At 36.5% G+C, this 24488-nt stretch carries 22 protein-coding genes; all 22 read left to right on the top strand.

Annotated features, from left to right (window positions below):
• The first annotated feature begins 69 nt into the window (after positions 1–69).
• The 22 genes from bshC (at position 70) to BAU27_RS17285 (ending at position 24480) form a co-directional block, all read left to right on the top strand.
• A complete protein-coding gene (gene bshC / locus BAU27_RS17390; protein ID WP_071771522.1) occupies positions 70–1686 on the top strand; it encodes a bacillithiol biosynthesis cysteine-adding enzyme BshC in 1617 nt (538 codons plus the stop codon).
• A gap of 366 nt (positions 1687–2052) precedes the next feature.
• On the top strand, positions 2053–2985 hold the full coding sequence (rsmH, locus tag BAU27_RS17385) for a 16S rRNA (cytosine(1402)-N(4))-methyltransferase RsmH (RefSeq protein ID WP_000472513.1): 933 nt from the start codon (positions 2053–2055) through the stop codon (positions 2983–2985).
• A 15-nt stretch (positions 2986–3000) separates the two neighbouring features.
• The gene (gene ftsL, locus BAU27_RS17380) at positions 3001–3363 is read left to right on the top strand and encodes a cell division protein FtsL (protein WP_000182807.1); all 363 of its coding nucleotides are present in this window, start codon (positions 3001–3003) and stop codon (positions 3361–3363) included.
• A gap of 22 nt (positions 3364–3385) precedes the next feature.
• Complete coding sequence (locus BAU27_RS17375) at positions 3386–5536, top strand: PASTA domain-containing penicillin-binding protein (protein WP_083596048.1); 2151 nt, start codon at positions 3386–3388, stop codon at positions 5534–5536.
• An 81-nt stretch (positions 5537–5617) separates the two neighbouring features.
• On the top strand, positions 5618–7534 hold the full coding sequence (locus BAU27_RS17370) for a stage V sporulation protein D (protein WP_002121911.1): 1917 nt from the start codon (positions 5618–5620) through the stop codon (positions 7532–7534).
• Positions 7535–7744: 210 nt separating this feature from the next.
• Positions 7745–9220: a UDP-N-acetylmuramoyl-L-alanyl-D-glutamate--2,6-diaminopimelate ligase gene (gene murE / locus BAU27_RS17365; protein ID WP_071746846.1), complete on the top strand. Its 1476-nt coding sequence runs from the start codon at positions 7745–7747 to the stop codon at positions 9218–9220.
• 22 nt (positions 9221–9242) lie between these two features.
• A complete protein-coding gene (mraY, locus tag BAU27_RS17360; RefSeq protein ID WP_000893066.1) occupies positions 9243–10217 on the top strand; it encodes a phospho-N-acetylmuramoyl-pentapeptide-transferase in 975 nt (324 codons plus the stop codon).
• Positions 10218–11570, top strand: coding sequence for a UDP-N-acetylmuramoyl-L-alanine--D-glutamate ligase (gene murD / locus BAU27_RS17355; RefSeq protein ID WP_071771520.1), 1353 nt, complete (start codon positions 10218–10220; stop codon positions 11568–11570).
• Positions 11571–11660: 90 nt separating this feature from the next.
• Positions 11661–12752 (top strand): stage V sporulation protein E, encoded by a 1092-nt coding sequence (gene spoVE / locus BAU27_RS17350; RefSeq protein WP_000753514.1) that lies wholly within the window; start codon positions 11661–11663, stop codon positions 12750–12752.
• Positions 12753–12853: 101 nt separating this feature from the next.
• Positions 12854–13948 carry an undecaprenyldiphospho-muramoylpentapeptide beta-N-acetylglucosaminyltransferase gene (gene murG / locus BAU27_RS17345; protein ID WP_071746844.1) on the top strand — a complete coding sequence of 365 codons (1095 nt, stop codon included), beginning with the start codon at positions 12854–12856 and terminating at the stop codon, positions 13946–13948.
• Between the two features lie 61 nt (positions 13949–14009).
• Positions 14010–14915 (top strand): UDP-N-acetylmuramate dehydrogenase, encoded by a 906-nt coding sequence (gene murB / locus BAU27_RS17340; RefSeq protein WP_071771519.1) that lies wholly within the window; start codon positions 14010–14012, stop codon positions 14913–14915.
• A 98-nt stretch (positions 14916–15013) separates the two neighbouring features.
• Entirely contained in the window at positions 15014–15784 is a 771-nt protein-coding gene (gene divIB / locus BAU27_RS17335; RefSeq protein ID WP_071746842.1) for a cell division protein DivIB, read from the top strand.
• A 400-nt stretch (positions 15785–16184) separates the two neighbouring features.
• Positions 16185–17486 (top strand): cell division protein FtsA, encoded by a 1302-nt coding sequence (gene ftsA, locus BAU27_RS17330; protein WP_071746841.1) that lies wholly within the window; start codon positions 16185–16187, stop codon positions 17484–17486.
• A 39-nt stretch (positions 17487–17525) separates the two neighbouring features.
• Entirely contained in the window at positions 17526–18680 is a 1155-nt protein-coding gene (gene ftsZ, locus BAU27_RS17325; protein WP_071746840.1) for a cell division protein FtsZ, read from the top strand.
• A gap of 303 nt (positions 18681–18983) precedes the next feature.
• Entirely contained in the window at positions 18984–19901 is a 918-nt protein-coding gene (gene spoIIGA / locus BAU27_RS17320; protein ID WP_071746839.1) for a sigma-E processing peptidase SpoIIGA, read from the top strand.
• A 20-nt stretch (positions 19902–19921) separates the two neighbouring features.
• On the top strand, positions 19922–20641 hold the full coding sequence (gene sigE, locus BAU27_RS17315; RefSeq protein ID WP_000976947.1) for an RNA polymerase sporulation sigma factor SigE: 720 nt from the start codon (positions 19922–19924) through the stop codon (positions 20639–20641).
• A 157-nt stretch (positions 20642–20798) separates the two neighbouring features.
• On the top strand, positions 20799–21578 hold the full coding sequence (gene sigG, locus BAU27_RS17310; protein ID WP_000197755.1) for an RNA polymerase sporulation sigma factor SigG: 780 nt from the start codon (positions 20799–20801) through the stop codon (positions 21576–21578).
• Positions 21579–21835: 257 nt separating this feature from the next.
• On the top strand, positions 21836–22114 hold the full coding sequence (locus tag BAU27_RS17305; protein ID WP_000619396.1) for a YlmC/YmxH family sporulation protein: 279 nt from the start codon (positions 21836–21838) through the stop codon (positions 22112–22114).
• A 116-nt stretch (positions 22115–22230) separates the two neighbouring features.
• On the top strand, positions 22231–23040 hold the full coding sequence (gene pgeF, locus BAU27_RS17300; RefSeq protein WP_071771518.1) for a peptidoglycan editing factor PgeF: 810 nt from the start codon (positions 22231–22233) through the stop codon (positions 23038–23040).
• Positions 23041–23045: 5 nt separating this feature from the next.
• Entirely contained in the window at positions 23046–23720 is a 675-nt protein-coding gene (locus BAU27_RS17295; RefSeq protein WP_071746837.1) for a YggS family pyridoxal phosphate-dependent enzyme, read from the top strand.
• 19 nt (positions 23721–23739) lie between these two features.
• Entirely contained in the window at positions 23740–24210 is a 471-nt protein-coding gene (locus BAU27_RS17290) for a cell division protein SepF (protein WP_071746836.1), read from the top strand.
• A 6-nt stretch (positions 24211–24216) separates the two neighbouring features.
• The gene (locus BAU27_RS17285) at positions 24217–24480 is read left to right on the top strand and encodes a YggT family protein (protein ID WP_071746835.1); all 264 of its coding nucleotides are present in this window, start codon (positions 24217–24219) and stop codon (positions 24478–24480) included.
• The last annotated feature ends 8 nt before the right edge of the window (positions 24481–24488 follow it).

The raw sequence follows: 24488 nt of genomic DNA, 5'->3' as shown, positions 1-24488 counted from the left end.
TTGCTTTTACGTGAAACATTGACTACAATGTGGGTTGGTGAGAGAACAGGATACGAAAGGAAGAATTATATGGAGATAAAAGAAATCTCTGTTCCACTACAAGGTGTTGTAGCGGACTATGTGAACGGTAAAAAAGAGATAGAGTCATGTTTTGACTATTTGTTAACAGAAGATGCTTTTAAACAGCGTTTACATGATTTACGTGAGAGAGAGTTTTTCCGTCAAGATTTAGTAACGCATTTATTAGAATATAATACACAATTGCAAGCGGGAGAATCTACAATTCAAAATATAAAAGCGCTTGAAGATGAAAATACATATGTAGTTATAGCTGGACAACAAGCTGGATTGTTAACTGGACCACTTTATACAGTGCATAAAATCATTTCGATTTTACAGCTTGCAAAAGAAAAAGAAGAGAGCTTAGGGGTTCGAGTTGTTCCGGTCTTTTGGATTGCTGGTGAAGATCATGATATGGATGAAATTAATCATACATTTGTAACGAAAAATAAAAAAATAAAAAAGACCATTTTTCATGATCGTCATCCGAAAAAAGCGAGTGCTTCTGAGTCAGAGCTTTCTATTGAAGACTGTAGAAAATGGATCGAAGAGATTTTTAAAACATATCCGGAAACGAATTTTACAAAGGATGTATTACAATTTGTTGAGGATGCTTTAGATAAATCGCATACATATGTAGATTTCTTTGCGCACCTTATTACAAAAATGTTCGTAAATTCTGGTTTGATTCTTGTAGATTCTCATCATCCTGCCCTAAGAAAATTAGAAGTACCGTTTTTACAACACACAATAAGTAAATATAAAGAAATTCAAGTAGGCCTTCATAATCAACAGGAAGTAATTAAGGAATTAGGATTTAAACCGATTATTGAAACGAAGGCAAATGCAGTGCATATATTTATGGAAATTGATAATGAGCGAGTATTGCTTGAAGAGAATCAAGGCAAATTTATTGGAAAAGATGGAGTGCATTCATTTTCGTATGAAGAATTGATGGAAGAGATGGAAAGAAGTCCAGAACGTTTTAGTAATAATGTTGTAACGCGTCCTCTTATGCAAGAGTATGTGTTTCCTACGTTAGCGTTTATTGGTGGTCCGGGAGAGTTAGCTTATTGGAGTGAATTGCAACAAGTGTTTCATACTGTCGGTTTCCAAATGCCACCTGTCGTTCCACGGCTTACGATTACTTATATGGAGCGAGATATAGCGACAGATTTACACGATTTAGATTTGCAAGAAATTGATCCATTTCTAAAAAAAGTAGATAATTTGCGTGACAATTGGCTTTCTAATCAAATAGAGGAACCGATAGACGAACGATTTCTAGAAGCGAAAAAAGAAATAATGGATATTCATACATCATTACAACTATTCGTGAAAAAAATAGATCCAGGATTAAATGAGTTTGCAGCGAAAAATGAACTGAAAATTAATGAACAAATTGAACTGTTAGAAAAAATGTTGAAAAGAAACGTTGAGAAGAAGCATGAAGTTCAACTAAATAAATTCCGACGTGTGCGATTTGCGCTTCGTCCATTAGGAGCACCGCAAGAACGTGTGTGGAATGTCTGTTATTATTTAAATCGCTTCGGTCTTGATTTTGTGGACCGGGTAATGGAACAATCATTTTCATGGGATGGAAAACATCATGTAATAAAACTATAAAATCTTGCTCTTTTGAGCAGGATTTTATTTTTATTCCGTTGAATTAACTGTGAAGTGAAAAATTTCTGAATTATCCATCTTATATTGATGTAATGAATCGCTATGTACCAGGTTTATATATATGACAAAATAGCACAAAATGTAAACGGATTAATATCTTTTTCGACAGGTTTTTGTTTAAATTCCCGCAAAAAATGATAAAATTTAGTATATAATAAAATAAAATAGCGATTTGTATAGCAGGCTACCTTGCTGGAAGTTAAATGAGTCGTTCTTTAGTAGCATTTCATCCTCTAGTAGTAAATAATGTTTGTAGAGTGAGAAATGTATTTAACATAATTAATTGGAAAAAGAGTAGGTGCAGCAATGTTCAAACACGTAACAGTACTTTTGAAAGAAACAGTAGATGGCTTAGATATAAAGCCGAGTGGTACATATGTAGATTGTACACTGGGTGGAGGAGGACATAGTTCTTATTTATTATCTCAGCTAACAGATGGTGGAAAATTAATAGCATTTGATCAAGATGAAATAGCGATTCAAAATGCAAAGGAAAAATTTTCTTCTTATGGTGAACAATTTGTAACAGTGAAGAGCAACTTCCGTTATTTATCTGAAAAACTACATGAATTAGGTATCACAGAAGTAGACGGGATTTTATTCGATTTAGGTGTTTCATCCCCACAATTAGATACACCAGAGCGTGGCTTTAGTTATCATCATGATGCACCGTTAGATATGCGGATGGATCAAGATGCCCCATTAACAGCATATGATGTTGTAAACAGCTGGTCATATGAACAACTCGTAAGAATTTTCTTCCAATACGGCGAAGAAAAATTTTCAAAGCAAATAGTAAGGAAAATTGAAGCGTATCGCGAGAATAAGGCTATTGAAACGACGGGAGAATTAGTAGAATTAATTAAAGAAGGTATTCCAGCTCCGGCCCGTAGAACAGGTGGACATCCTGCGAAGCGAGTATTCCAGGCGATTCGTATTGCTGTAAATGATGAATTAAAAGTATTTGAAGAGGCGTTGGAGTCTGCAATTGATATGGTCAAGCCTGGTGGAAGAGTTAGTGTTATAACGTTCCATTCTTTAGAAGATCGTATTTGTAAAACGACGTTTAAGCGAAATAGCACAACGCCACAATTACCACCGGGACTACCGATTATTCCGGATGAATTTAAACCGAAATTAAAGCTTATTACAAGAAAACCGATTTTACCTTCTGACATTGAATTGGAAGAAAATAATCGAGCGCGTTCTGCGAAGTTGAGAATCGCTGAAAAACGATAAAAAGGAGAGAGAGGTATGACTAATTTAGCTGTAAAGTATAAACAACAGGCGCAAGAAGAGGTACAAATTCAAACGCCGCCACAGCAGATGGTTAAGCCAAAAGTTAAAGCGAAAATTACAAGAATTGAAAAGCTATTGTATGTAACGTTTATTGGATTTTTATTATATGCTTGTGTAGCTTTTATTGGGAATAAAGCGGGTCTTTATCAAGTGAATGTAGAAGCAGCGACGATAGAAGAACAAATTGTGAAAAACCAAAAGGAAAATCAAGAATTGCAGGCTGAAGTAGAGAAATTAAGTCGTTATGAGCGTATCGCTGAAGTTGCAAAAAAACACGGGCTAGAAATTAATGCGAATAACGTGAAAGGCCTAAAGTAAGGCAAATAGGTGTGAAGAAAAGATGAAGAGAAATATGACCAAATTTCATACCAATAAGGGAGCAGGTTATTTTATGATATTTTTCCTCCTGCTCTTTTTGCTGTTATTAGCCCGATTTTTTTACATACAAGTAACCGGAACAGTGGACAATCATGATTTAAAGAAACTTGCTGAGCAGAAACATAGTAAAAAGGGAGTTCTCGAAGCGAATCGAGGAACAATTTATGATCAAAATGGTCATGTCCTAGCGCAAGATGCAAATTCTTATAAACTTGTAGCCGAGTTAAAAGGGGCTAACGCTGTTAAGGATAAAGAGGATACTGCAAAGAAAATCGCAGGAGTACTCGGGAAAGATGAAGATAAAATTTTAGCTACTTTAAATAAAGAAGGCAGAAGTCAAGTGGAATTTGGAACATTGGGTAAGGGCTTGACGAAAGAAAAGAAAGAACAAATAGAAGCATTGAAATTGCCGGGAATAACTTTTATTACCGAAAATGCGAGAGTTTATCCAAACGGTGATTTCGCATCTTACGTCATAGGTCATGCCAGACCTGATGAGAATGGAATCGCAGTAGGTCAATTTGGCTTAGAAAAGAGTTTGGATAAGTATTTAGGTGCTTCTAATGGTGAGGTAGCTTATACAGGGGACCGTAGAGGTGTATCTCTTGACGGTGGAAAAGTGAATGTAAAGGCACCTAAAAATGGAGATAATATGTATTTAACGCTTGACCAACGTATTCAAAGTTATTTAGAAGACGCGATGAAAGAAGCGAGTAAACATTATGAACCAGAAAATTTAATTGGAATTGTAGCGGATCCGAAGACAGGGAAAATATTAGCGATGTCTAGTAAACCTAGTTATGATCCGAACCAAGGACAGATGAATTACTATTATAACGATGCCATTGCAAATGCGTTTGAACCGGGATCAACAATGAAGATTTTCACATTAGCGGCGGCCATTAATGAAGGTGTATACAATGGGCAAGACTTTTATCAGTCTGGTACATATCAAGTTGGTAATCGCAAAATAAAAGATCATAACGGCGGCGCTGGATGGGGTTCTATTACTTTTGATGAAGGGGTAGAGCGATCTTCAAACGTAGCGTTCGCAATTTTAGGGGATCAAAAACTTGGTCCAGAGCGTTTTCGAAAATATATTCACAGTTTTGGATTAGATGAAAAAACAAACATTGATTTACCTGGTGAAGGGTCAAATACAATTTTATTTGATCAACAAATACAGCAAGTAACAACGGCATTTGGACAAGGTTCTACAGTTACACCGATTCAACTTGTGCAAGCTGCAACAGCGATTGCCAATGATGGTAAAATGATGAAACCTTATACAGTTGATAAAATTGTGGATCCAATAACAGGTAAAGTACAGCTAGAGCATAAACCAGAAGAAGTAGGAAAACCTGTTACCAAAGAGACAGCCGCGCAAGTAAGACAATTACTAGAACGTGTTGTTACATCACCGAAAGGAACAGGGACTGCATATAAAATTGATGGTTATTCAGTCGGTGGTAAAACAGGTACAGCACAAATTCCTGACGGGAAAGGTGGCTATATGACAGGAAGAGAGAATTATATATTCTCATTCTTAGGTATGGCACCGATGGACGATCCACAACTTGTTGTGTATGTGGCCGTTAAACAGCCGAAATTAAAAGATGATGAAAACGGGGCTAAACCTTTAGCTGATATCTTTAAATATGTAACGAAAAATAGTTTAGAGTATTTAAAGATTAAGCCAAATGAAGTAAAGGATCCGAAGAAATATGTGAAAGAGCAACAAACTGTCGTTCCGGATGTAACAGGAAAAACGATGGATGAAGCGAAAAAAGCAATTGATAAAGCAAAACTTCGTCCAATTGTATTAGGTGAAGGTAAAGTACAGCAGCAAGTGCCAAAAGCAACTGAACAAACATTAAAAGGTGATCGAGTCTTCTTAGTAGGAGATAAGCCTACAATGCCAAATATACAGGGATGGGCACTGCGTGATGTTATGAATTTAGCAAAAACATTAAAGCTTAACTTAAAACCTTCTGGTACAGGATATGTAACGGAACAAAGTGTGGCGGAAGGAACATTGTTGCAACCTGGTACAGAACTAGGTGTAACACTCGTACCACCACTTGAGCCACAGCAAGAAGCAGAAAAGCCATAATGGTAATAGGGAAGAAGTTCTAATTAAATAAGTACAAGCATATATTGGAACAAGCTAGGCGTAAGGGAGGCTTGTTCCAATATGCGTGTATCAAATGTAACAGTTAGGAAACGACTTATTTTTATACTTATATCGGGTATACTTATTTTCACCATCATCGATATTCGTCTTGGATATGTGCAATTTTTTCTTGGGAATATGTTAACAGATCGTGCGAAGGATTCATGGAGTCGTAATATTACTTTTGAACCAGAGCGAGGGAAGATTTTAGATCGAAATGGTGTGGAGCTTGCTACGAATAAAAGTGCACCGACCGTCTTTGTTGTGCCGAGGCAAATTGAAAAACCAGCAGAGACTGCAGAGAAGTTAGCTGCAGTATTAGGTGTGGAAAAAGATGATATTTATACGCGGATTACAAAAAAAGAGTCGATTGTAAGGCTTGATAAAGGCGGAAGGAAAATATCGCATGACAAAGCGAAAGAAGTACGCGGATTAAGTTTAAAGGGTGTGTATATCGCTGAGGATTCTATCCGGTACTATCCATTCGGTAATTTTTTATCACACGTATTAGGATTTGCGGGCAGTGATAATCAAGGGCTTATGGGACTAGAGAAATATTATGATAAAGAGTTAAATGGTGATAAAGGTCATGTGCGATTTTTTGCAGATGCGAAAGGGCAGAGAATGCCTAATGTAGGTGATGATTTCAAAAAGCCAGAAGCTGGTTTGAATTTGGGACTAACGATTGATGCACGCATTACGAGAATTATGGAAAGAGAAATGAATATTGCGGAGTCAACGTATAATCCAGATGGCATGATCGCAATTGCAATGAATCCGAAAAATGGTGAAATTTTAGGTATGTCAAGTCGGCCAAGTTTTGATCCAGCCGATTTCCAAAGTGTTTCTCCCGAAGTATATAACAGAAACTTACCTGTATGGAGTACGTACGAGCCGGGGTCAACATTTAAGATTATTACATTAGCTGCAGCCTTGAATGAAAATTTGGTAGACTTAGAGAAAGATACGTTTTATGATGATGGAGCAGCTGAAGTTGGTGGAGCTAGATTGCGCTGCTGGAAAGCTGGAGGCCATGGTAGCCAAACGTTTTTAGAGGTAGTTCAAAACTCTTGTAACCCAGGATTTATTGAACTCGGTGATCGACTTGGTAAAGATCGGTTGTTTAAATACATTCGCAATTTCGGGTTTGGACAGAAGACCGGAATTGACTTGCAAGGTGAAGGTAGCGGGATTTTATTTAATTTAGATAAAGTTGGTCCAGTCGAGCAAGCGACGACTTCATTTGGGCAAGGTGTTTCTGTTACACCGATTCAACAAGTAGCAGCTGTAGCGGCCGCTGTAAATGGTGGAACTTTGTATCAGCCATATATAGCGAAGGAATTTATTGATCCGAAGAATAATCAAGTTGTCAGCAAAAAGACACCAGTTGCGAAAAGGGAAGTTATTTCCAAGGAAACTTCAGAGAAAGTTCGGTATGCATTAGAGAATGTTGTAGCGAAAGGTTCTGGTAAAGGAGCGTACATTGATGGATATCGTGTAGGTGGAAAAACTGGAACTGCTCAAAAGGTAAAAGACGGAAAATATTTAGATAATAACTACATTGTATCATTTATCGGTTTTGCTCCAGCCGACGATCCGCAAATTGTTGTTTATGTAGCTGTGGATAACCCAAAAGGAGTCACTCAATTTGGTGGAGTTGTAGCAGCACCTATTGTTGGGAATATTCTTCGTGACGCACTTCCTGTAATGGGAGTGGAACCGAGAAAAGAGCAAGTTGAGAAAGAATATAAATGGGGCGATACACCAACTGTGGAAGTTCCGAATTTAATTGGTATGAAAAAGAAAGATTTACAAACGCAACTTGTAGACTTGAAGCTTGATATAAGTGGTGATGGTGGGAAAGTAATTAAACAATCACCAGAAGCAGGAGCTAAAGTAAAAGAGGGTTCAAAAGTTAGAATTTACTTCGGGAATTAAAGGTAACTGATTGTTTTTTATGGTACAATTGGTGGAAGTGAGTTTTTTATAGGGAAATTGCTTTATTTGAGACGATAAGTGTCTCGTTAATAAATAAATCTATTGATTAGGCTATAGTAGCACTTACCTTCTATTTTTATATAAATAGGAGGTAACGTGTTACTTGCTAAAATAAGAGATAAATAAACAATGTAGAGAGGGTTTAGTGAAATGAAGTTGCATACACTTTTATCATGTTTGCATGATTTTCCAGTTGTTCCAAAAGAAAATCCAGAAATAACATCTATTGAAGCGGATTCACGTAAAGTGAAAGAGGGAAGCTTATTTATATGTATGAAAGGATATACGGTTGATAGCCATGACTTTGCTAAGCAAGCAGCCGCACAAGGAGCGGCTGCTATTGTTGCGGAAAGACCAATTGATGTTGACGTTCCAGTTGTACTTGTGAAAAATACTTTTCGTTCGCTAGCGGTTTTAGCTGATTATTTTTATGGCCAACCAACACACAAGTTACATTTAATCGGTATTACAGGTACAAATGGAAAGACAACAACATCGCATATTATGGATGAAATTATGCGCGCACATGGTCATAAAACGGGGCTAATCGGAACGATTAATATGAAAATCGGTGATGAAACATTTGAGGTGAAAAATACAACACCAGATGCACTAACACTTCAACAGACGTTTTTTAAAATGGTTGAACAAGGTGTGGATAGCACAGTAATGGAAGTTTCGTCTCATGCTTTAGATCTTGGCCGTGTACACGGGTGCGATTACGATGTTGCAGTATTTACGAATTTAACACAAGATCATTTAGACTATCATAAAACGATGGAAGAATATAAGCATGCGAAAGGGTTGCTTTTTGCACAGCTTGGCAATAGTTATCATCATAATCGTGAAAAATACGCTATATTAAACAGTGATGATCCAGTAGCAGAGGAGTATATGAGAAGTACAGCAGCTACTGTTGTAACATACGGTATAGATGTTGCAAGCGACATTATGGCACGAGATATCGTAATGACGAGTGGCGGTACAACATTTACCCTTGTAACACCGTATGAAACTGTCAATGTTACGATGAAATTAATTGGCAAGTTTAATGTATACAACGTGTTAGCTGCTACAGCAGCAGGTCTTGTTTCAGGAGTGAGCTTGCAAACAATTATTGATGTAATTAAAGAGCTTGCTGGTGTTCCTGGACGTTTTGAAGTTGTTGATGGTGGACAAAATTACACAGTTATTGTTGACTATGCGCATACACCGGATAGCTTAGAGAACGTACTTAAAACAGCAAAACAATTTGCAAAAGGGAATGTATATTGTATTGTTGGTTGCGGTGGTGATAGAGATAGAACGAAAAGACCGATAATGGCAAGTGTCGCAACAGAATATGCAACGCATGCAATTTATACATCAGATAATCCAAGAAGTGAAGATCCGAAGGCTATTTTAGATGATATGGTAAATGGTGCAAATGGGAATAATTACGAGGTAATTATTGATAGAAAAGAAGCGATACGTTGTGCAATTGCTAAAGCAAAAGATGCGGACATCATTATTATTGCTGGTAAAGGGCATGAAACATATCAAATTGTTGGTAAGGAAGTTCATCATTTTGACGATCGTGAAGTCGCTAAAGAAGCAATCACGGAGCGTTTAAACAACAAAGAGTAACAGCATGAGAGGAGGACTACATGTGCTTGAACAAGGTTTATTAGTAACGGCCGGGGTAGCATTTTTAATTTCTGTTGCCCTTTCGCCATTATTTATTCCATTTTTAAGAAAGTTAAAGTTCGGACAGAGTATTCGTGACGAAGGACCGAAGTCACACCAAAAGAAATCAGGGACACCAACGATGGGTGGTATTGTCATATATGTATCCATGATGGTAACTACGCTCATTATGGCGATTAAATTTAACAATTTAGGTGCAGAAGTATCATTATTGTTATTAGTTACATTTGGATATGGGTTAATCGGATTTTTAGATGACTATATAAAAGTAGTTAAGAAAAGAAATCTTGGTTTAACATCAAAACAAAAATTGATTGGTCAGCTTGTAATTGCTATTGCGTTCTTTTTAATTGGAAAAGGGCAAGCATTTCATACTTATATTATGATTCCAGGAACGGATGTTGAATTCGAATTAGGATGGGCATACTTTGTTCTTGTATTATTTATGCTTATTGGTGGATCGAATGCGGTTAACTTAACAGATGGTTTAGATGGTTTATTATCAGGAACAGCTGCTATTGCATTCGGGGCATTTAGTATTATTGCTGTGGCTCAAGAACAATTTGGTGTAGCGATTTTCTGTATGGCAGTTGTAGGAGCTGTACTTGGCTTTTTAGTATTCAATGCGAATCCAGCGAAAGTATTTATGGGCGATACAGGATCTCTAGCTTTAGGGGGAGCAATTGCAGCTGTAGCGATTTTGTTAAAACAAGAATTGTTACTCGTTATTATTGGCGGTGTATTCGTAGCAGAAACTTTATCTGTTATTATCCAAGTTATTTCGTTCAAAACAACAGGAAAGCGTGTCTTTAAAATGAGTCCATTACATCATCATTACGAATTATGTGGTTGGTCAGAATGGCGCGTTGTTGTAACGTTTTGGTCTGTAGGATTTTTACTAGCTGTGTTAGGAATTTATATCGGGGTGTGGATGTAATTGAAAACTATAACTGAATTTGAAAATAAAAATGTTCTTGTATTAGGTATTGCTAAAAGTGGTTATGCAGCAGCTACTTTATTAAACGAATTAGGTGCAAACGTTATTGTAAATGATGGGAAACCATTAGCGGGTAACGTGCCTGCAGCTGAATTACAAGCGAAGGGTATGGATGTTGTTTGTGGTGGACATCCGTTAGAATTGTTGGAAAGAAACATTTCACTTGTCGTAAAAAATCCAGGGATTCCATATTCTAATCCGCTACTAGTGGCGGCGAAAGAAAAGCAAATTCCGATTGTCACTGAAGTTGAATTAGCATATCGTATTTCAGAAGCCCCATTTGTTGGAATTACGGGATCTAACGGTAAAACAACAACGACAATGCTTGCGTTTGAAATGTTAAAAGAAGGCAAAAAGCAACCTGTTATTGCGGGAAATATCGGAACAGTAGCTTGTGAAGTTGCACAAGCTGCAAAAGAAAATGAAGTTGTAGTTACAGAACTTTCATCATTCCAGTTGATGGGAGTAGAGACGTTCCAACCTAAAATTGCTGCATTTTTAAATTTATTTGAAGCGCATTTAGATTACCATGGAACGAAGGAAGAGTATGGTTTGGCAAAAGCGAATATTTTCAAAAACCAAACTGAAACAGATTATAGTGTAATTAATGCGGATGATGCAGATGTAATGACGTTATCGGCACAAAGTAAAGGACAAAAAGTACTATTTTCGACTACGAAAGAAATTGAAGATGGTGCATATATAAAAGAAAACGCTCTTTATTTTAAAGGCGAAAAAGTGGTTGAAGTAAGCGATATTGTTTTACCTGGTAAGCACAATTTAGAAAATATTTTAGCAGCGATGAGTATTGCGAAGTTACTAGGTGTTTCTAATGAAGCAATTACTGCTGTGCTAAAAAATTTTACAGGTGTAAAGCATCGCTTAGAATATGTAACAACGATTAATAATCGTAAGTTTTATAATGATTCAAAAGCGACGAATATGTTAGCGACAGAAAAAGCATTGTCTGCATTTACACAACCGATTGTTTTATTGGCTGGCGGACTTGATCGCGGAAATGAATTTGACGATTTAATTCCATACTTTAAACATGTCAAAGCGATTGTAACATTTGGACAAACTGCGCCAAAATTAGTAAGAGCGGCTGAAAAAGCGGGATTAGATGTAATTGAAAGTGTCGATACTTTAGGTGAGGCAGTAGTGAAAGCTTACGCTCATTCTACGGATGGCGATGTAATTCTTCTTTCACCAGCATGTGCAAGCTGGGATCAATTTAAAACATTTGAAGAAAGAGGAGACATTTTTATACAAGCTGTGCATAAACTTATATAAAGTAAATCAAAACATCAGTAGGCTAACACCTACTGATGTTTTGTTACATAGGGCAAAAGGTTCTGCCTAAAGAGGTGGTGTTCATGGGTAATGAAGAAAACGCCTGATTTTATTCTCATCATCGTTACACTTGCGTTGTTAACAATCGGAATGATTATGGTTTATAGTGCGAGTGCGGTTTGGGCCTCTTATAAAATGGGGGATTCATTCTTTTTTGCAAAAAGACAATTGTTGTTTGCGAGTATTGGTGTAGTGGCTATGTTTTTTATAATGAAAATTGATTATTGGGTGTGGCGCACGTATTCAAAAGTAATTTTGCTAGTTTGTTTCGTTCTTCTTATTCTCGTTTTAATTCCAGGAGTAGGTCTCGTTCGCGGGGGAGCACGAAGTTGGATTGGAATCGGGGCATTCTCCATTCAACCGTCAGAGTTTATGAAATTCGCGATGATTATTTTCTTAGCAAAATTTTTAGCGGAACGACAAAAATTAATTACATCTTTTAAACGTGGATTACTACCTGCTCTAAGTTTTGTATTTCTTGCTTTTGGGATGATTATGTTACAGCCAGATCTTGGTACGGGAACGGTAATGGTTGGGACATGTATTATTATGATATTTATCTCGGGAGCAAGGGTCTTTCACTTTGCAATGTTTGGTTTGCTTGGTGCAGCGGGATTTGTAGGGTTAATTGCATCAGCACCATATCGAATGAAACGCATCACATCATATTTAGATCCGTGGTCGGATCCGCTCGGAAGTGGATTTCAAATTATTCAATCGTTACTCGCAATTGGACCTGGTGGTTTATTTGGTCTTGGACTTGGACAAAGTAGACAAAAGTTTCTTTATTTACCTGAACCACAAACAGACTTTATATTTGCAATCTTATCCGAGGAATTAGGTTTTATTGGCGGTTCATTTGTGTTATTATTATTTAGTCTATTACTATGGCGCGGGATTCGTATAGCATTAGGAGCGCCAGATTTATATGGTACGTTTTTAGCAGTAGGTATTGTGGCGATGATTGCGATTCAAGTAATGATTAATGTTGGTGTTGTAACAGGACTGATGCCTGTTACGGGTATTACTTTGCCATTTTTAAGTTATGGTGGATCAAGTTTGACCTTAATGTTAATGGCAGTAGGTGTATTATTGAATATAAGTCGCCATTCTCGCTATTAAACCCTGTTTAAAAGACAGGGTTTTTCGTATGTGTGGAAAATACAATATGTATATAGAAATAAATACGATTGAATAAGAACAGGGAAGTGGAGGAATTAGTAGTGCGAGTATTAGTAAGTGGTGGGGGTACTGGAGGACATATTTATCCAGCTCTTGCTTTAATTAGAGAAATAAAAAAATTAAATCCGGAAGCAAGGTTTTTATACATTGGTACAGAGAATGGATTAGAGAGTACCATCGTACCGAAAGCGGGTATTCCGTTCCAATCTATTGTTATAAGTGGATTTAAACGGAAAATATCTCTTGATAATGTAAAAACGGTGATGCGTTTCCTAAAAGGTGTTCAAGATAGTAAACGATATATTCGTCGTTTTAACCCTGATATTGTTATCGGTACGGGTGGATACGTATGTGGGCCAGTTGTATATGCTGCGGCTAAATTAGGTATTCCGACTATTGTACATGAACAAAATAGTGTACCTGGTGTAACGAATAAATTTTTAAGTCGTTATGTCGATAAAGTTGCAGTTTGTTTTGAAGCAGCTGCAGAACATTTCCCACAGTCAAAAGTGGTTATGACAGGTAATCCACGTGCATCAGAAGTATTGGACCAAAATGGAATGAAAGGAAAACGTTCGGTAGGACTATCTCTTTCAAAAAAATCAGTGCTTATTTTTGGTGGGAGTCGCGGGGCTAGACCGATTAACGATGCTTTTGTAGAAGCGATTGAACAATTTGGGAATAAAAGTTACGAAGTATTATATGTAACAGGCGAAGTACATTATGATAAAGTTATGGAAGCTGTGAAACAAAAAGGGAATCCGAATAATGTTATTATTAAACCTTTTATTCATAATATGCCAGAGGTACTGACTGGTGTAGATCTTGTTGTTTCAAGAGCAGGGGCTACAACGCTTGCAGAATTAACAGCATTAGGAAAGCCAAGTGTATTAATTCCGAGTCCGTATGTAACAAATAATCATCAAGAAAAAAATGCACGATCAGTTGTTGATAAAGGAGCAGCTAAAATGCTACTTGAAAAAGATTTAACATCTGAAATGCTTATTCGTGATATTGATGAAATTTTATTGGATACACAAACATTACAAAATATGAAACTGGCTGCTAAACAACTTGGTATTCCAGATGCAGCAAATAAGCTATATGAGGTAATGAACAAGCTTATTAAAAAATAACATTAGGTGAACGCCCTGCATATTACTGTAATAAGGAGACTTAATATGGGGGAGATTGTCTATGGAACAATTAGTAAAAGAGCTTTTAGAAGCAAATGTTGGTCGCGTGTTAGTTAATGAACCGTTAGCGCGTTACACGACTATGAAAATAGGTGGACCAGCTGATATTTTAATTGTGCCAAAGCATGTTGCTGATATTGAGAAAACGCTAAAGTTAGTAAAGAAGTACAAGGCACGGTGGACTGTAATTGGTCGTGGTTCGAATCTTCTTGTATCTGATCAAGGTATAGAAGGTGTGGTTATTCGTTTAGGGGAAGGATTAGACCACTTAGAAGTCGAAAAACATAAAGTAAGAGTTGGTGCTGGATATCCTCTTATTAAATTGTCAACTTTACTTAGTCGACAGGGATTAGCTGGCTTGGAATTTGCAAGTGGTATTCCCGGAAGTGTCGGTGGTGCAGTGTATATGAATGCAGGCGCTCATAAGTCTGACATATCGAGTGTACTAACGAAAGCTCGTATTTTGTTTGAAAATGGAACAATTAATTGGTTGACGAATACCGAAATGGGGTTTTCTTATCGTACATCTGTATTGCAAACGAAACGCCCTGGTATTGTTTTGGAAGCTGAATTCCAATTGGAAGTAGGCGAACGTAAGGAAATTGTAAGAAGCATGCAAAAGAATAAAGATTATCGCCGTGAAACGCAGCCTTGGAATCATCCTTGTGCAGGAAGTATATTTCGAAATCCAGTCCCATATTTTGCAGGAGATTTAATAGAAAAAGCAGGGCTTCGTGGTTATACAATAGGTGGAGCTCAAATTTCTGAAATGCATGGGAATTTTATTGTTAATACTGGTGTGGCCTCAGCGCAAGATGTATTAGACTTGATTGCATTGATAAAGCGTACAGTTAAGGGTAAATTTGGTGTTGATATGCATACCGAAGTAGAAATAATTGGAAGATAACGGTTATTCGTTCCGCTCATTATCATTTATGTTATAATAAGAAGATAAGAACGGCATGAGGAACATGCCGTTTTTTATGTTACATAGGGGGATCGTACATGAAAAATAGTAAAGTGATTAAACTACAAGATCGTGTACCAAAGTTAAAGCATCAAAAGAAAAAGAATAAAAAACCTGTTAATCATCGGTTAATTTTATACATATCGATTTTATTTTTATTAGTACTCTTTTTAATTTATTTTCGGTCTCCACTTAGTAATATAAAAAAGATAAGTGTGTTTGGAAATCATTATATGACAGATGAACAAGTTATGAAGGAATCAGGTGTGACATATGACACGAGTTATTTCCGAGTAACAGCACATAAAGCAGAAGAAAACTTAACGAAACGAAAAGAAATTAAAGCGGTAAATGTAAAGAAGCGTTTCCCAAACAAAATTGATGTTCATATAGAAGAATATTTAACCATCGGCTATATAAACAAAGATGGAAAATTACAACCGTTATTAGAAAATGGGAAAACATTAGATGTACTTCCGAATGGGAAACTTCCAGTTGCAGCACCAATTTTTGAACCGTTTAAAGAGGAAAAAATGAAGGAGTTAATTGCAGAACTAGAAAAAGTAACGCCGACTATTTTAAGGTCTATTTCTGAAATTCGTTATACACCAACGAACGCAAATGAAGATCATCTTACTTTATATATGAATGAAGGATATGAAGTGAGCACTACTATTCAAAATTTCGCAAAGCGAATGGAAGCTTATCCACTTATTATAAAAACAATTGAACCTGGTAAGAAGGTGTTAATTGACTTAGAAGTGGGGGCTTATACGAAGGAACTAGGTGCTGAAGAAAAGAAAGAATAGAATGATAGTTTTCACTGCGTTATTACGTATAAAACGAAACGAATGTTCTTTTATATGAATGCTAATTTGTAAGAATGCTTAATTTGATGAAAAATATGTAAAAATTATTAGATTCATACTAGGATTGGTACAAGTTTCACTTTTCTATGAGTACATCTTAGTGTAGACTTATACTTGGCGGTAATCTTTACACTTGGAATAGAATTATTTCAAGATAAGCAGTTATTCACAGTTTACTGCGATATTCTTAAATGAATGTTAAATAAAAATAAGAAAAGTATAGGGTTAAAAAAGGGAAACGTATAAAGACGTTGAATATTTTTCTTATAAATAGTAAAGTTGCGATTGTTGTTCCATATATTGAGTTGTATGGTATAAATAAAGAAGGAGGTGCCAAAGAATGAACAGCAATGAAATATATGTTAGTCTTGACATCGGTACATCCAATGTTAAAGTCATCATTGGTGAAATGGTTAATGACAGCTTAAACATAATTGGTGTTGGAAATGTAAAATCAAATGGTTTAAAGAAGGGATCGATAGTCGATATAGATGAGACTGTTCGATCAATTAAAAAAGCAATTGAACAAGCTGAGCGCATGGTGGGAATCCACATTGAGCAAGTTGTAGTGGGTGTCAATGCAAACCAGGTACAGCTACTTCCTTGTCATGGCGTAGTCGCTGTTTCAAATGAAGATCGTGAAATCGGAAATGAAGATGTCTTACGCGTTCTAGATGCAGCACAAGTTGTGTCAATTGCTCCTGAACGTGAATTTATTGATGTGGTACCTCGACAGTTCATTGTAGACGGTCTTGACGAGATTAACGATCCACGCGGGATGATTGGTGTAAGATTAGAAATGGAAGGTACACTTATTACAGGCTCGAGAACTTTACTACATAACCTACTTCGTTGTGTAGAAAAAGCAGGTCTTGAAATTGTTGATATTTGTCTTCAACCTTTAGCGGCTGCAACAGTTGCTATATCTTCAGATGAAAAAAATAGAGGAGTGGCCCTTGTTGATATTGGGGGAGGCTCTACAACTTTATCTATTTTTAAAGATGGAGAGTTACAAACAACGAGCGTATTGCCATTAGGTGGAGACCATATAACGAAGGATATTGCGATTGGGTTGAAAACTTCAACTGAAAATGCAGATCAAATTAAGTTGAAATATGGACATGCTTTTTATGATACAGCATCTGAAGAAGAAATGTTTACGGTTCCTATTATGGGAAGCGATCAGACAGAACAGTATTCACAATTGGAATTATCGGATATTATCGAGGCTCGTGTAGAGGAAATTTTAATGTTTGTTCAAGATGAAGTGCATAAGTTAGGAATAAAGCAAGTTGCTTCTGGCTATGTATTAACCGGCGGAATTGCTTCTATGCCAGGTGTTCTTGATCTTGCATATGATATCTTACATGAAAATGTTCGTATAGCAACTCCTGATTATATTGGTGTGCGTGAGCCACAATATACAATTGGAGTAGGTTTAATTAAACACTCATATCAAAAAGCTAAATTACGTGGGAAAAACGTGCAGGAAAAGCAAGAGCATTTTGAACCAGTACCAGCACCAATGCCGGTACAACAGCAACCTGCAAAACAAAAAACTCGTAATCAAAACAACAATAATCAAAATGATGACCGTATGATGTCAAAAGTAAAACGTGTATTCCGTTATTTATGGGATTAAAATTGGACACGAAAAATGAGGTTCTAGGGGGATTTCGACATGTTAGAGTTTGATACTACTCAAGATCAATTAGCGAATATAAAAGTTATCGGTGTCGGCGGCGGCGGAAACAATGCTGTAAACCGTATGATTGAACACGGTGTACAAGGTGTAGACTTTATCGCTGTGAATACTGATGCACAAGCATTAAATCTATCAAAAGCTGAAACAAAAATGCAAATTGGTGGAAAATTAACGCGCGGACTTGGTGCAGGCGCAAACCCTGAAGTAGGGAAAAAAGCGGCAGAAGAAAGTAAAGAACAGATCCAAGAAGCACTTCGTGGTGCAGACATGGTATTCGTAACTGCTGGTATGGGTGGCGGAACTGGAACTGGTGCAGCTCCAGTTGTTGCTCAAGTTGCAAAAGAATTAGGTGCGTTAACAGTTGGTGTTGTAACACGTCCATTTACATTTGAAGGACGTAAGCGTGCGACGCAAGCTGCATCTGGTATTGCGGCATTTAAAGAAAATGTAGATACACTTATTGTAATTCCAAACGATCGCTTATTAGAGATTGTTGATAAAAATACGCCGATGTTAGAAGCATTCCGTGAAGCTGATAACGTATTACGCCAAGGTGTTCAAGGTATTTCTGATTTAATTGCAACACCAGGTTTAATTAACTTAGACTTTGCAGACGTAAAGACAATTATGTCTAATAGAGGTTCTGCTTTAATGGGTATTGGTTCTGGTAATGGTGAAAATCGTGCTGCTGAAGCTGCGAAAAAAGCTATTTCTAGTCCATTACTAGAAACATCTATTGATGGAGCTCAAGGTGTTATTATGAACATTACGGGCGGTGCGAACTTAAGCTTATACGAAGTACAAGAAGCAGCAGACATTGTAGCTTCAGCTTCGGATCCAGAAGTAAATATGATCTTCGGTTCTGTTATTAATGAAGGATTAAAAGATGATATTGTTGTCACTGTAATTGCAACTGGTTTTGATGATAGTGCTTCGACGCAGCCACCAAAACCAATTATCCGTCCGACTGTGAATCACACGCAACAGCAACAACAGCCAGTAGCTCAACCTTCAAAACAACGTGAAGTTAAGCGTGAAATGAAACGTGAAGAGCCGGTTGTGCATGATCGTCATACAGATTCAGATGACATCGATATTCCAGCATTCTTACGTAACCGTCGTAGACGATAAAAGAAAAGGAGCTTTCATGCTCCTTTTTTGTTATTGGAATGAAAAAGATCTGCTTAGCAGGTCTTTTTTTTATTTGTAGATGAAGTTGTGAGAAAGAGGATGTAAATTTGCTTACATATAATTCAATTATTATGTATATAAGTAAGAAATTCATATTATTCTATGAAAAATACACTTTTATTTTTTACCGACAGATTATGTCTAGAAATCACAAAATAACAAAAAAACCCCTCCACCAATTGACACACTTTCCTATTGGATATGCATTATACTAGTCTCAACTTAAAAAAAGAGGTGAATTGTTTGGTTGTTTACGCCGACATTGTTTGGTTGTTAAACGCCTGCATTGATTTTCTTTTACTTTTATTAACAGCCACCGTGTTAAAAAAGAGAATCAAAAGATGGAGGCTTGTGTTAGGAGCATTTATAGGTTCAACTATTGTTATTTTCGCCTTTACTCCTTTTGCTTCTATGATGACACATCCAATTATGAAACTGTTGTACTCGTTACTTATTGTGTATACAGCATTTGGGTTTTCAACATTTAGAAATTATGCACAAACTGTTTTTACTTTTTATTTTGTAACTTTTATGGTTGGTGGAGGATTAATTGGAACTCATTTCTTTTTGCAAACGAATGAAATGGTAAATGGATTGGTTCAATCTCAATCAATTTCTTACGGTGATCCAATTAGTTGGTTGTTTGTTATTTTTGGTTTTCCAGTAATTTATTATTTTTCTAAAAAGCGTATTGAAAGCGTAGAGGTTACGAAAATACACTATGATCAAATTGTAAAAGTGAAGATTCGAGTAGGGGAAGAGGAACTAGAACTAGCCGGCTTAATTGATAGTGGGAATCAGCTTTATGATCCATTAACAAAAACACCAGTTATGATTATGCATATTTCATTATTAGAGTATTGTTTACCAGTTTGGTTAACAGAACAAATTTATTCCAAAACAGAAATTCCTCAAATACCAGAAAATGATTCTGGATGGGCGACAAAATTACGCTTAATTCCTTTCCGAGCAGTTGGAGTCGATAATCAATTTTTATGGGCAATTAAGCCAGACAGTGTGCAAGTTGATCATGAAGGAAGTTCTATTGTTGTGAACAAAGTATTAATTGGTTTAAATACACAACAATTATCTACTAACGGAGAGTACCAATGTATTGTGCATCCAAAAATGTTGATTTCACAAAAGATGGTAATTGCTTAATTATGAGAGGGCGGGATAATATGATGAAATTAAAATTTTATTTAGTATACCTTTGGTATAAAGTATTGCTGAAATTAGGAATTAAGACCGATGAAATTTATTACATTGGTGGAAGTGAAGCGTTGCCACCACCATTAACGAAAGAAGAAGAGGAAGTTCTTTTGAATAAATTGCCAAAGGGAGATCAAGCTGCGAGGTCATTGCTTATTGAACGTAACTTACGGCTCGTTGTATATATAGCAAGGAAGTTTGAAAATACAGGGATAAATATTGAAGATTTGATTAGCATAGGAACAATCGGCCTTATTAAAGCAGTCAATACATTTAATCCAGAAAAGAAAATAAAATTAGCAACTTATGCATCTCGTTGTATAGAAAATGAAATTTTAATGCATTTGCGCCGAAATAATAAAAATCGGTCAGAAGTTTCTTTTGATGAACCGCTTAATATTGATTGGGATGGGAATGAACTGTTGTTATCAGATGTATTAGGTACAGATGATGATATTATTACAAAAGATTTAGAGGCTACTGTAGACCGTCACCTTCTAATGAAAGCATTGCACCAATTAAATGATCGGGAAAAACAAATTATGGAGCTTCGATTTGGGCTTGCTGGAGAAGAGGAAAAAACGCAAAAAGATGTGGCGGATATGCTTGGGATTTCACAGTCATACATTTCGCGTTTAGAAAAAAGAATCATAAAAAGGTTACGAAAAGAATTTAATAAAATGGTGTAAAGAGTAAGACCAGCCTTTATGTAGGCTGGTCTTACTCTGTTTAGTTGTAGTAGAAGAGGTAACTAAAATGAAAAATGAAGAGAAAACCACATGCATAAAATCCCCTTCAAAGGAAATACTTTACACTGTACAGCAACTCCCGATAGGAGGGAACACTTTGACGAGAAACAAAGTAGAAATTTGCGGTGTTGATACAGCTAAACTTCCAGTACTAAAAAATGAAGAGATGCGTAAATTATTTCGTGAAATGCAAAGTGGAGAGATAAGCGCAAGAGAGAAATTAGTGAATGGAAACTTACGTCTTGTACTGAGCGTCATCCAAAGATTTAATAACAGAGGAGAATATGTTGATGATTTATTTCAAGTTGGCTGCATTGGACTTATGAAATCCATTGATAATTTTGATTTAGGCCAAAATGTAAAATTTTCAACGTATGCTGTGCCGATGATTATTGGGGAAATACGCAGATATTTGCGTGATAACAATCCAATTCGCGTATCTCGCTCGTTACGAGATATTGCGTATAAAGCATTGCAAGTAAGAGAGAAATTGATTGCTGAAAACTCGAAAGAACCGACAGCAATGGATATTGCCAAAGTTCTTGAAGTGACGCATGAAGAAATTGTTTTTGCGTTAGATGCTATTCAAGACCCAGTTTCACTATTTGAACCGATTTATAATGATGGGGGAGATCCTATTTTTGTTATGGATCAGTTAAGTGATGAAAAACAAAAGGACGAGCAGTGGGTTGAAGAACTAGCGTTGAAAGAGGGGATGAAGCGTTTAAATGATCGTGAGAAAATGATTATTCGAAAACGTTTCTTCCAAGGGAAGACACAGATGGAAGTTGCCGAAGAAATTGGGATTTCTCAGGCGCAAGTATCACGTTTGGAGAAGTCTGCTATTAAGCAAATGAATAAGACGATTCAAGGATAAGGCCCTCACCAGTTATGGTGAGGCCTTTTTTATATGATATTTTGCGCTCATAGTAAAGTAGGTCGGTTCATATAATGAAAATAAAATGGATGCTCTATTAGTAGCAGTTAAATACTATTTATCTCGCATCAACTGTCCGTAAAAGTCCGATTAGCATGGGGGAATAGTTAGTAGCGAGGAACAAAAGCTCCACTGATTAAGGTTGCACTTTATTTGAGAGCGTACTTACAATTCATGATATAAGGGAGAGGATGAATATGATACGAATTTCGGAGTTTCAAATGAAGGATGTTGTGAATATTTCAGATGGAAAAAGGCTTGGAAATATTGGAGATATTGATTTTGATATAGACACAGGAAAGATTAGGGCAGTAATTATTTCAAAGCAGACACGAATGCTTGGACTATTTGGAAAGGAAGTAGAATTTGTAATCCCTTGGGAGAAAATTATGAAAATTGGGGAAGATGTCATACTTGTGAGAGTGGATAATATTAATTCTGTAACAGAATCAATACAAACACCGACAATTTCTTAAAGAATATTACAAATTCCTCTTTTTTTTCAGTTGTCATTATGAAAAAATAAAAGTATGGTAAAATAGACAGGAAGTACCATGCTTTTTTATGTTATTTTAATTAAAAGGAGCCCTTTATGAGAGAACCATTTAAATATGTGGACGGTATACTGTATTTACAAGCGTGGAAAGAACTTGGAAACATTACTGTTGGATTTACGACAAAAGATGGTGGAGTAAGTACAGGCTCCTTTCATGCGATGAATTTAGGATTACATGTGAATGATATCGTGGAGAATGTTCATGAAAATAGAAGCATTTTAGCGAATAAGTTACAAAAACCATTAGAAAAATGGATTTGCTCTGAACAAATTCATGACCATCATGTTGAAAAAGTAGGATTGCAAGAAAAAGGGAAAGGCGTTTATTCATATGAAGACGGTATCCCAAAAACGGATGGCATTTATACGACGAACAAAGATGTTCTCTTAACATCTTGTTACGCTGATTGTGTTCCGCTCTATTTTTATGCACCATCACATGATATGATAGGACTTGCGCATGCTGGGTGGAAAGGGACTGTAACAGAGATTGCGAAAGAAATGATTCAAAAGTGGAATGCAGAAGGTGTTTCAAGTGATGAAATTCATGTCGCAATTGGGCCGGCAATCGGATCGTGTTGTTATGTTGTTGATGATCGTGTATTAACAGCAGCGCAGCAAGTAGTAAACGGATCTGTTCCTTATAAAGTAATTTCTGATGGTCAGTACGCAATTAATTTAAAAGAAGTTAATCGTATATTATGTGTACAAGCAGGTATAAAAGAAGAACATATTGTAATGTCATCTCTTTGTACAAGCTGTGAAGAACAATTATTTTTCTCTCATCGTCGTGATCAAGGTAAGACGGGGAGAATGTTGAGTTTCATAGGTTTTAAGGAGGAGTGAAGCAAGTGACAGTGCAAGGGAATTTAGCAGCTGTAAACGAAGCAATTAAAGAATCTTGTGCACGAGCTGGACGTTCGATGAAAGATATTAAGCTCGTTGCAGTTACAAAAACTGTAGGGATTGAAAAAACAAACGAAGTAATTGAAGCGGGAATTATTGATTTAGGTGAAAATAGAAATGAAGGTTTCTTACAAAAATACGAGCATTTCGGTTCAAAAGTGAATTGGCATTTTATTGGCTCATTGCAAACGAGGAAAGTAAAAGAAATCATTAACGAGATTGATTATTTACATTCATTAGATCGCCTTTCGCTTGCAAAAGAAATTCAAAAACGCGCTGAAAAGAAAATTAAATGCTTTATTCAAGTGAAAACATCATCAGAAGAATCAAAGCAAGGATTAGCGATAGAAGAAGCAATTCCATTTATTCAAAGTTTGCAAGAATTTGATAAAATTGAAGTGGTTGGACTAATGACAATGGCGCCTTTTACAGCTGAAGAGGAAGATATTCGTCGCTGCTTTAAGGAATTACGTATGTTACAAGCAGAGGTGCAAGAGCTAGAGTTGTTACATGCGCCATGTGAAGAATTATCAATGGGAATGTCCAATGATTACACGATTGCAATTGAAGAAGGGGCTACATATATTCGTTTGGGCACGATTTTAGTAGGGAAAGCGTAAAAGGAAGGAGAATATTATTATGAGTTGGTCAAAAGTAAAATACTTCTTTTTTGACACACCAGAAGAAAAAGAAGCAGCTCAATATAGTTATGAAAAGGAGCAAACAGACATGAAAAAGCAACAAGATCCCCCAGAAAAACAGGATGTTCCGTTTGCAAAAGTGCAACCGAAACAAAATGTTGTGAGCATTGAAACGGCGAAGCAATCTTCAAAAGTTGTTTTACTAGAACCGCGCACATATTCGGAAGCACAAGGGATTGCGGATCACTTAAAAGGTAGACGAGCTGTTGTAATTAATTTGCAAAGAATGTCTACAGATCAAGCGGTGCGTATCGTTGACTTTTTAAGTGGTACTGTATACGCTATAGGCGGGGATATTCAAAAAATAGGACCGAAAACATTTATGTGTACACCTGAAAATGTAGATATTGTTGGTGCAATTTCAGAGTTGTTCGGTGAAGAAGAAGAAACAAATATAAAGAGGTGGTAATACGCCATGGCAACAGTTTTAACAGTTTTACTTTATGCTATCGAGATTTACTCGTGGGCACTTATTATTTACATTCTCCTATCATGGTTTCCTGGTGCAAAGGAATCAACTTTTGGAGAGTTCCTTGCACGTATTTGTGAACCATATTTAGAACCATTTCGCAGGTTTATTCCGCCACTTGGTATGATTGACATCTCTCCAATCGTTGCGATTCTTGCGTTAAAGCTTGCTACAAATGGTTTAGTAAGTTTATTCCGCTATTTCTTATAATAAGAGGT

This window comes from Bacillus sp. NH11B, from assembly GCF_001884205.1.
GTDB classification, from domain to species: domain Bacteria; phylum Bacillota; class Bacilli; order Bacillales; family Bacillaceae_G; genus Bacillus_A; species Bacillus_A proteolyticus.
This window is presented reverse-complemented; position numbering and strand designations above follow the sequence as displayed.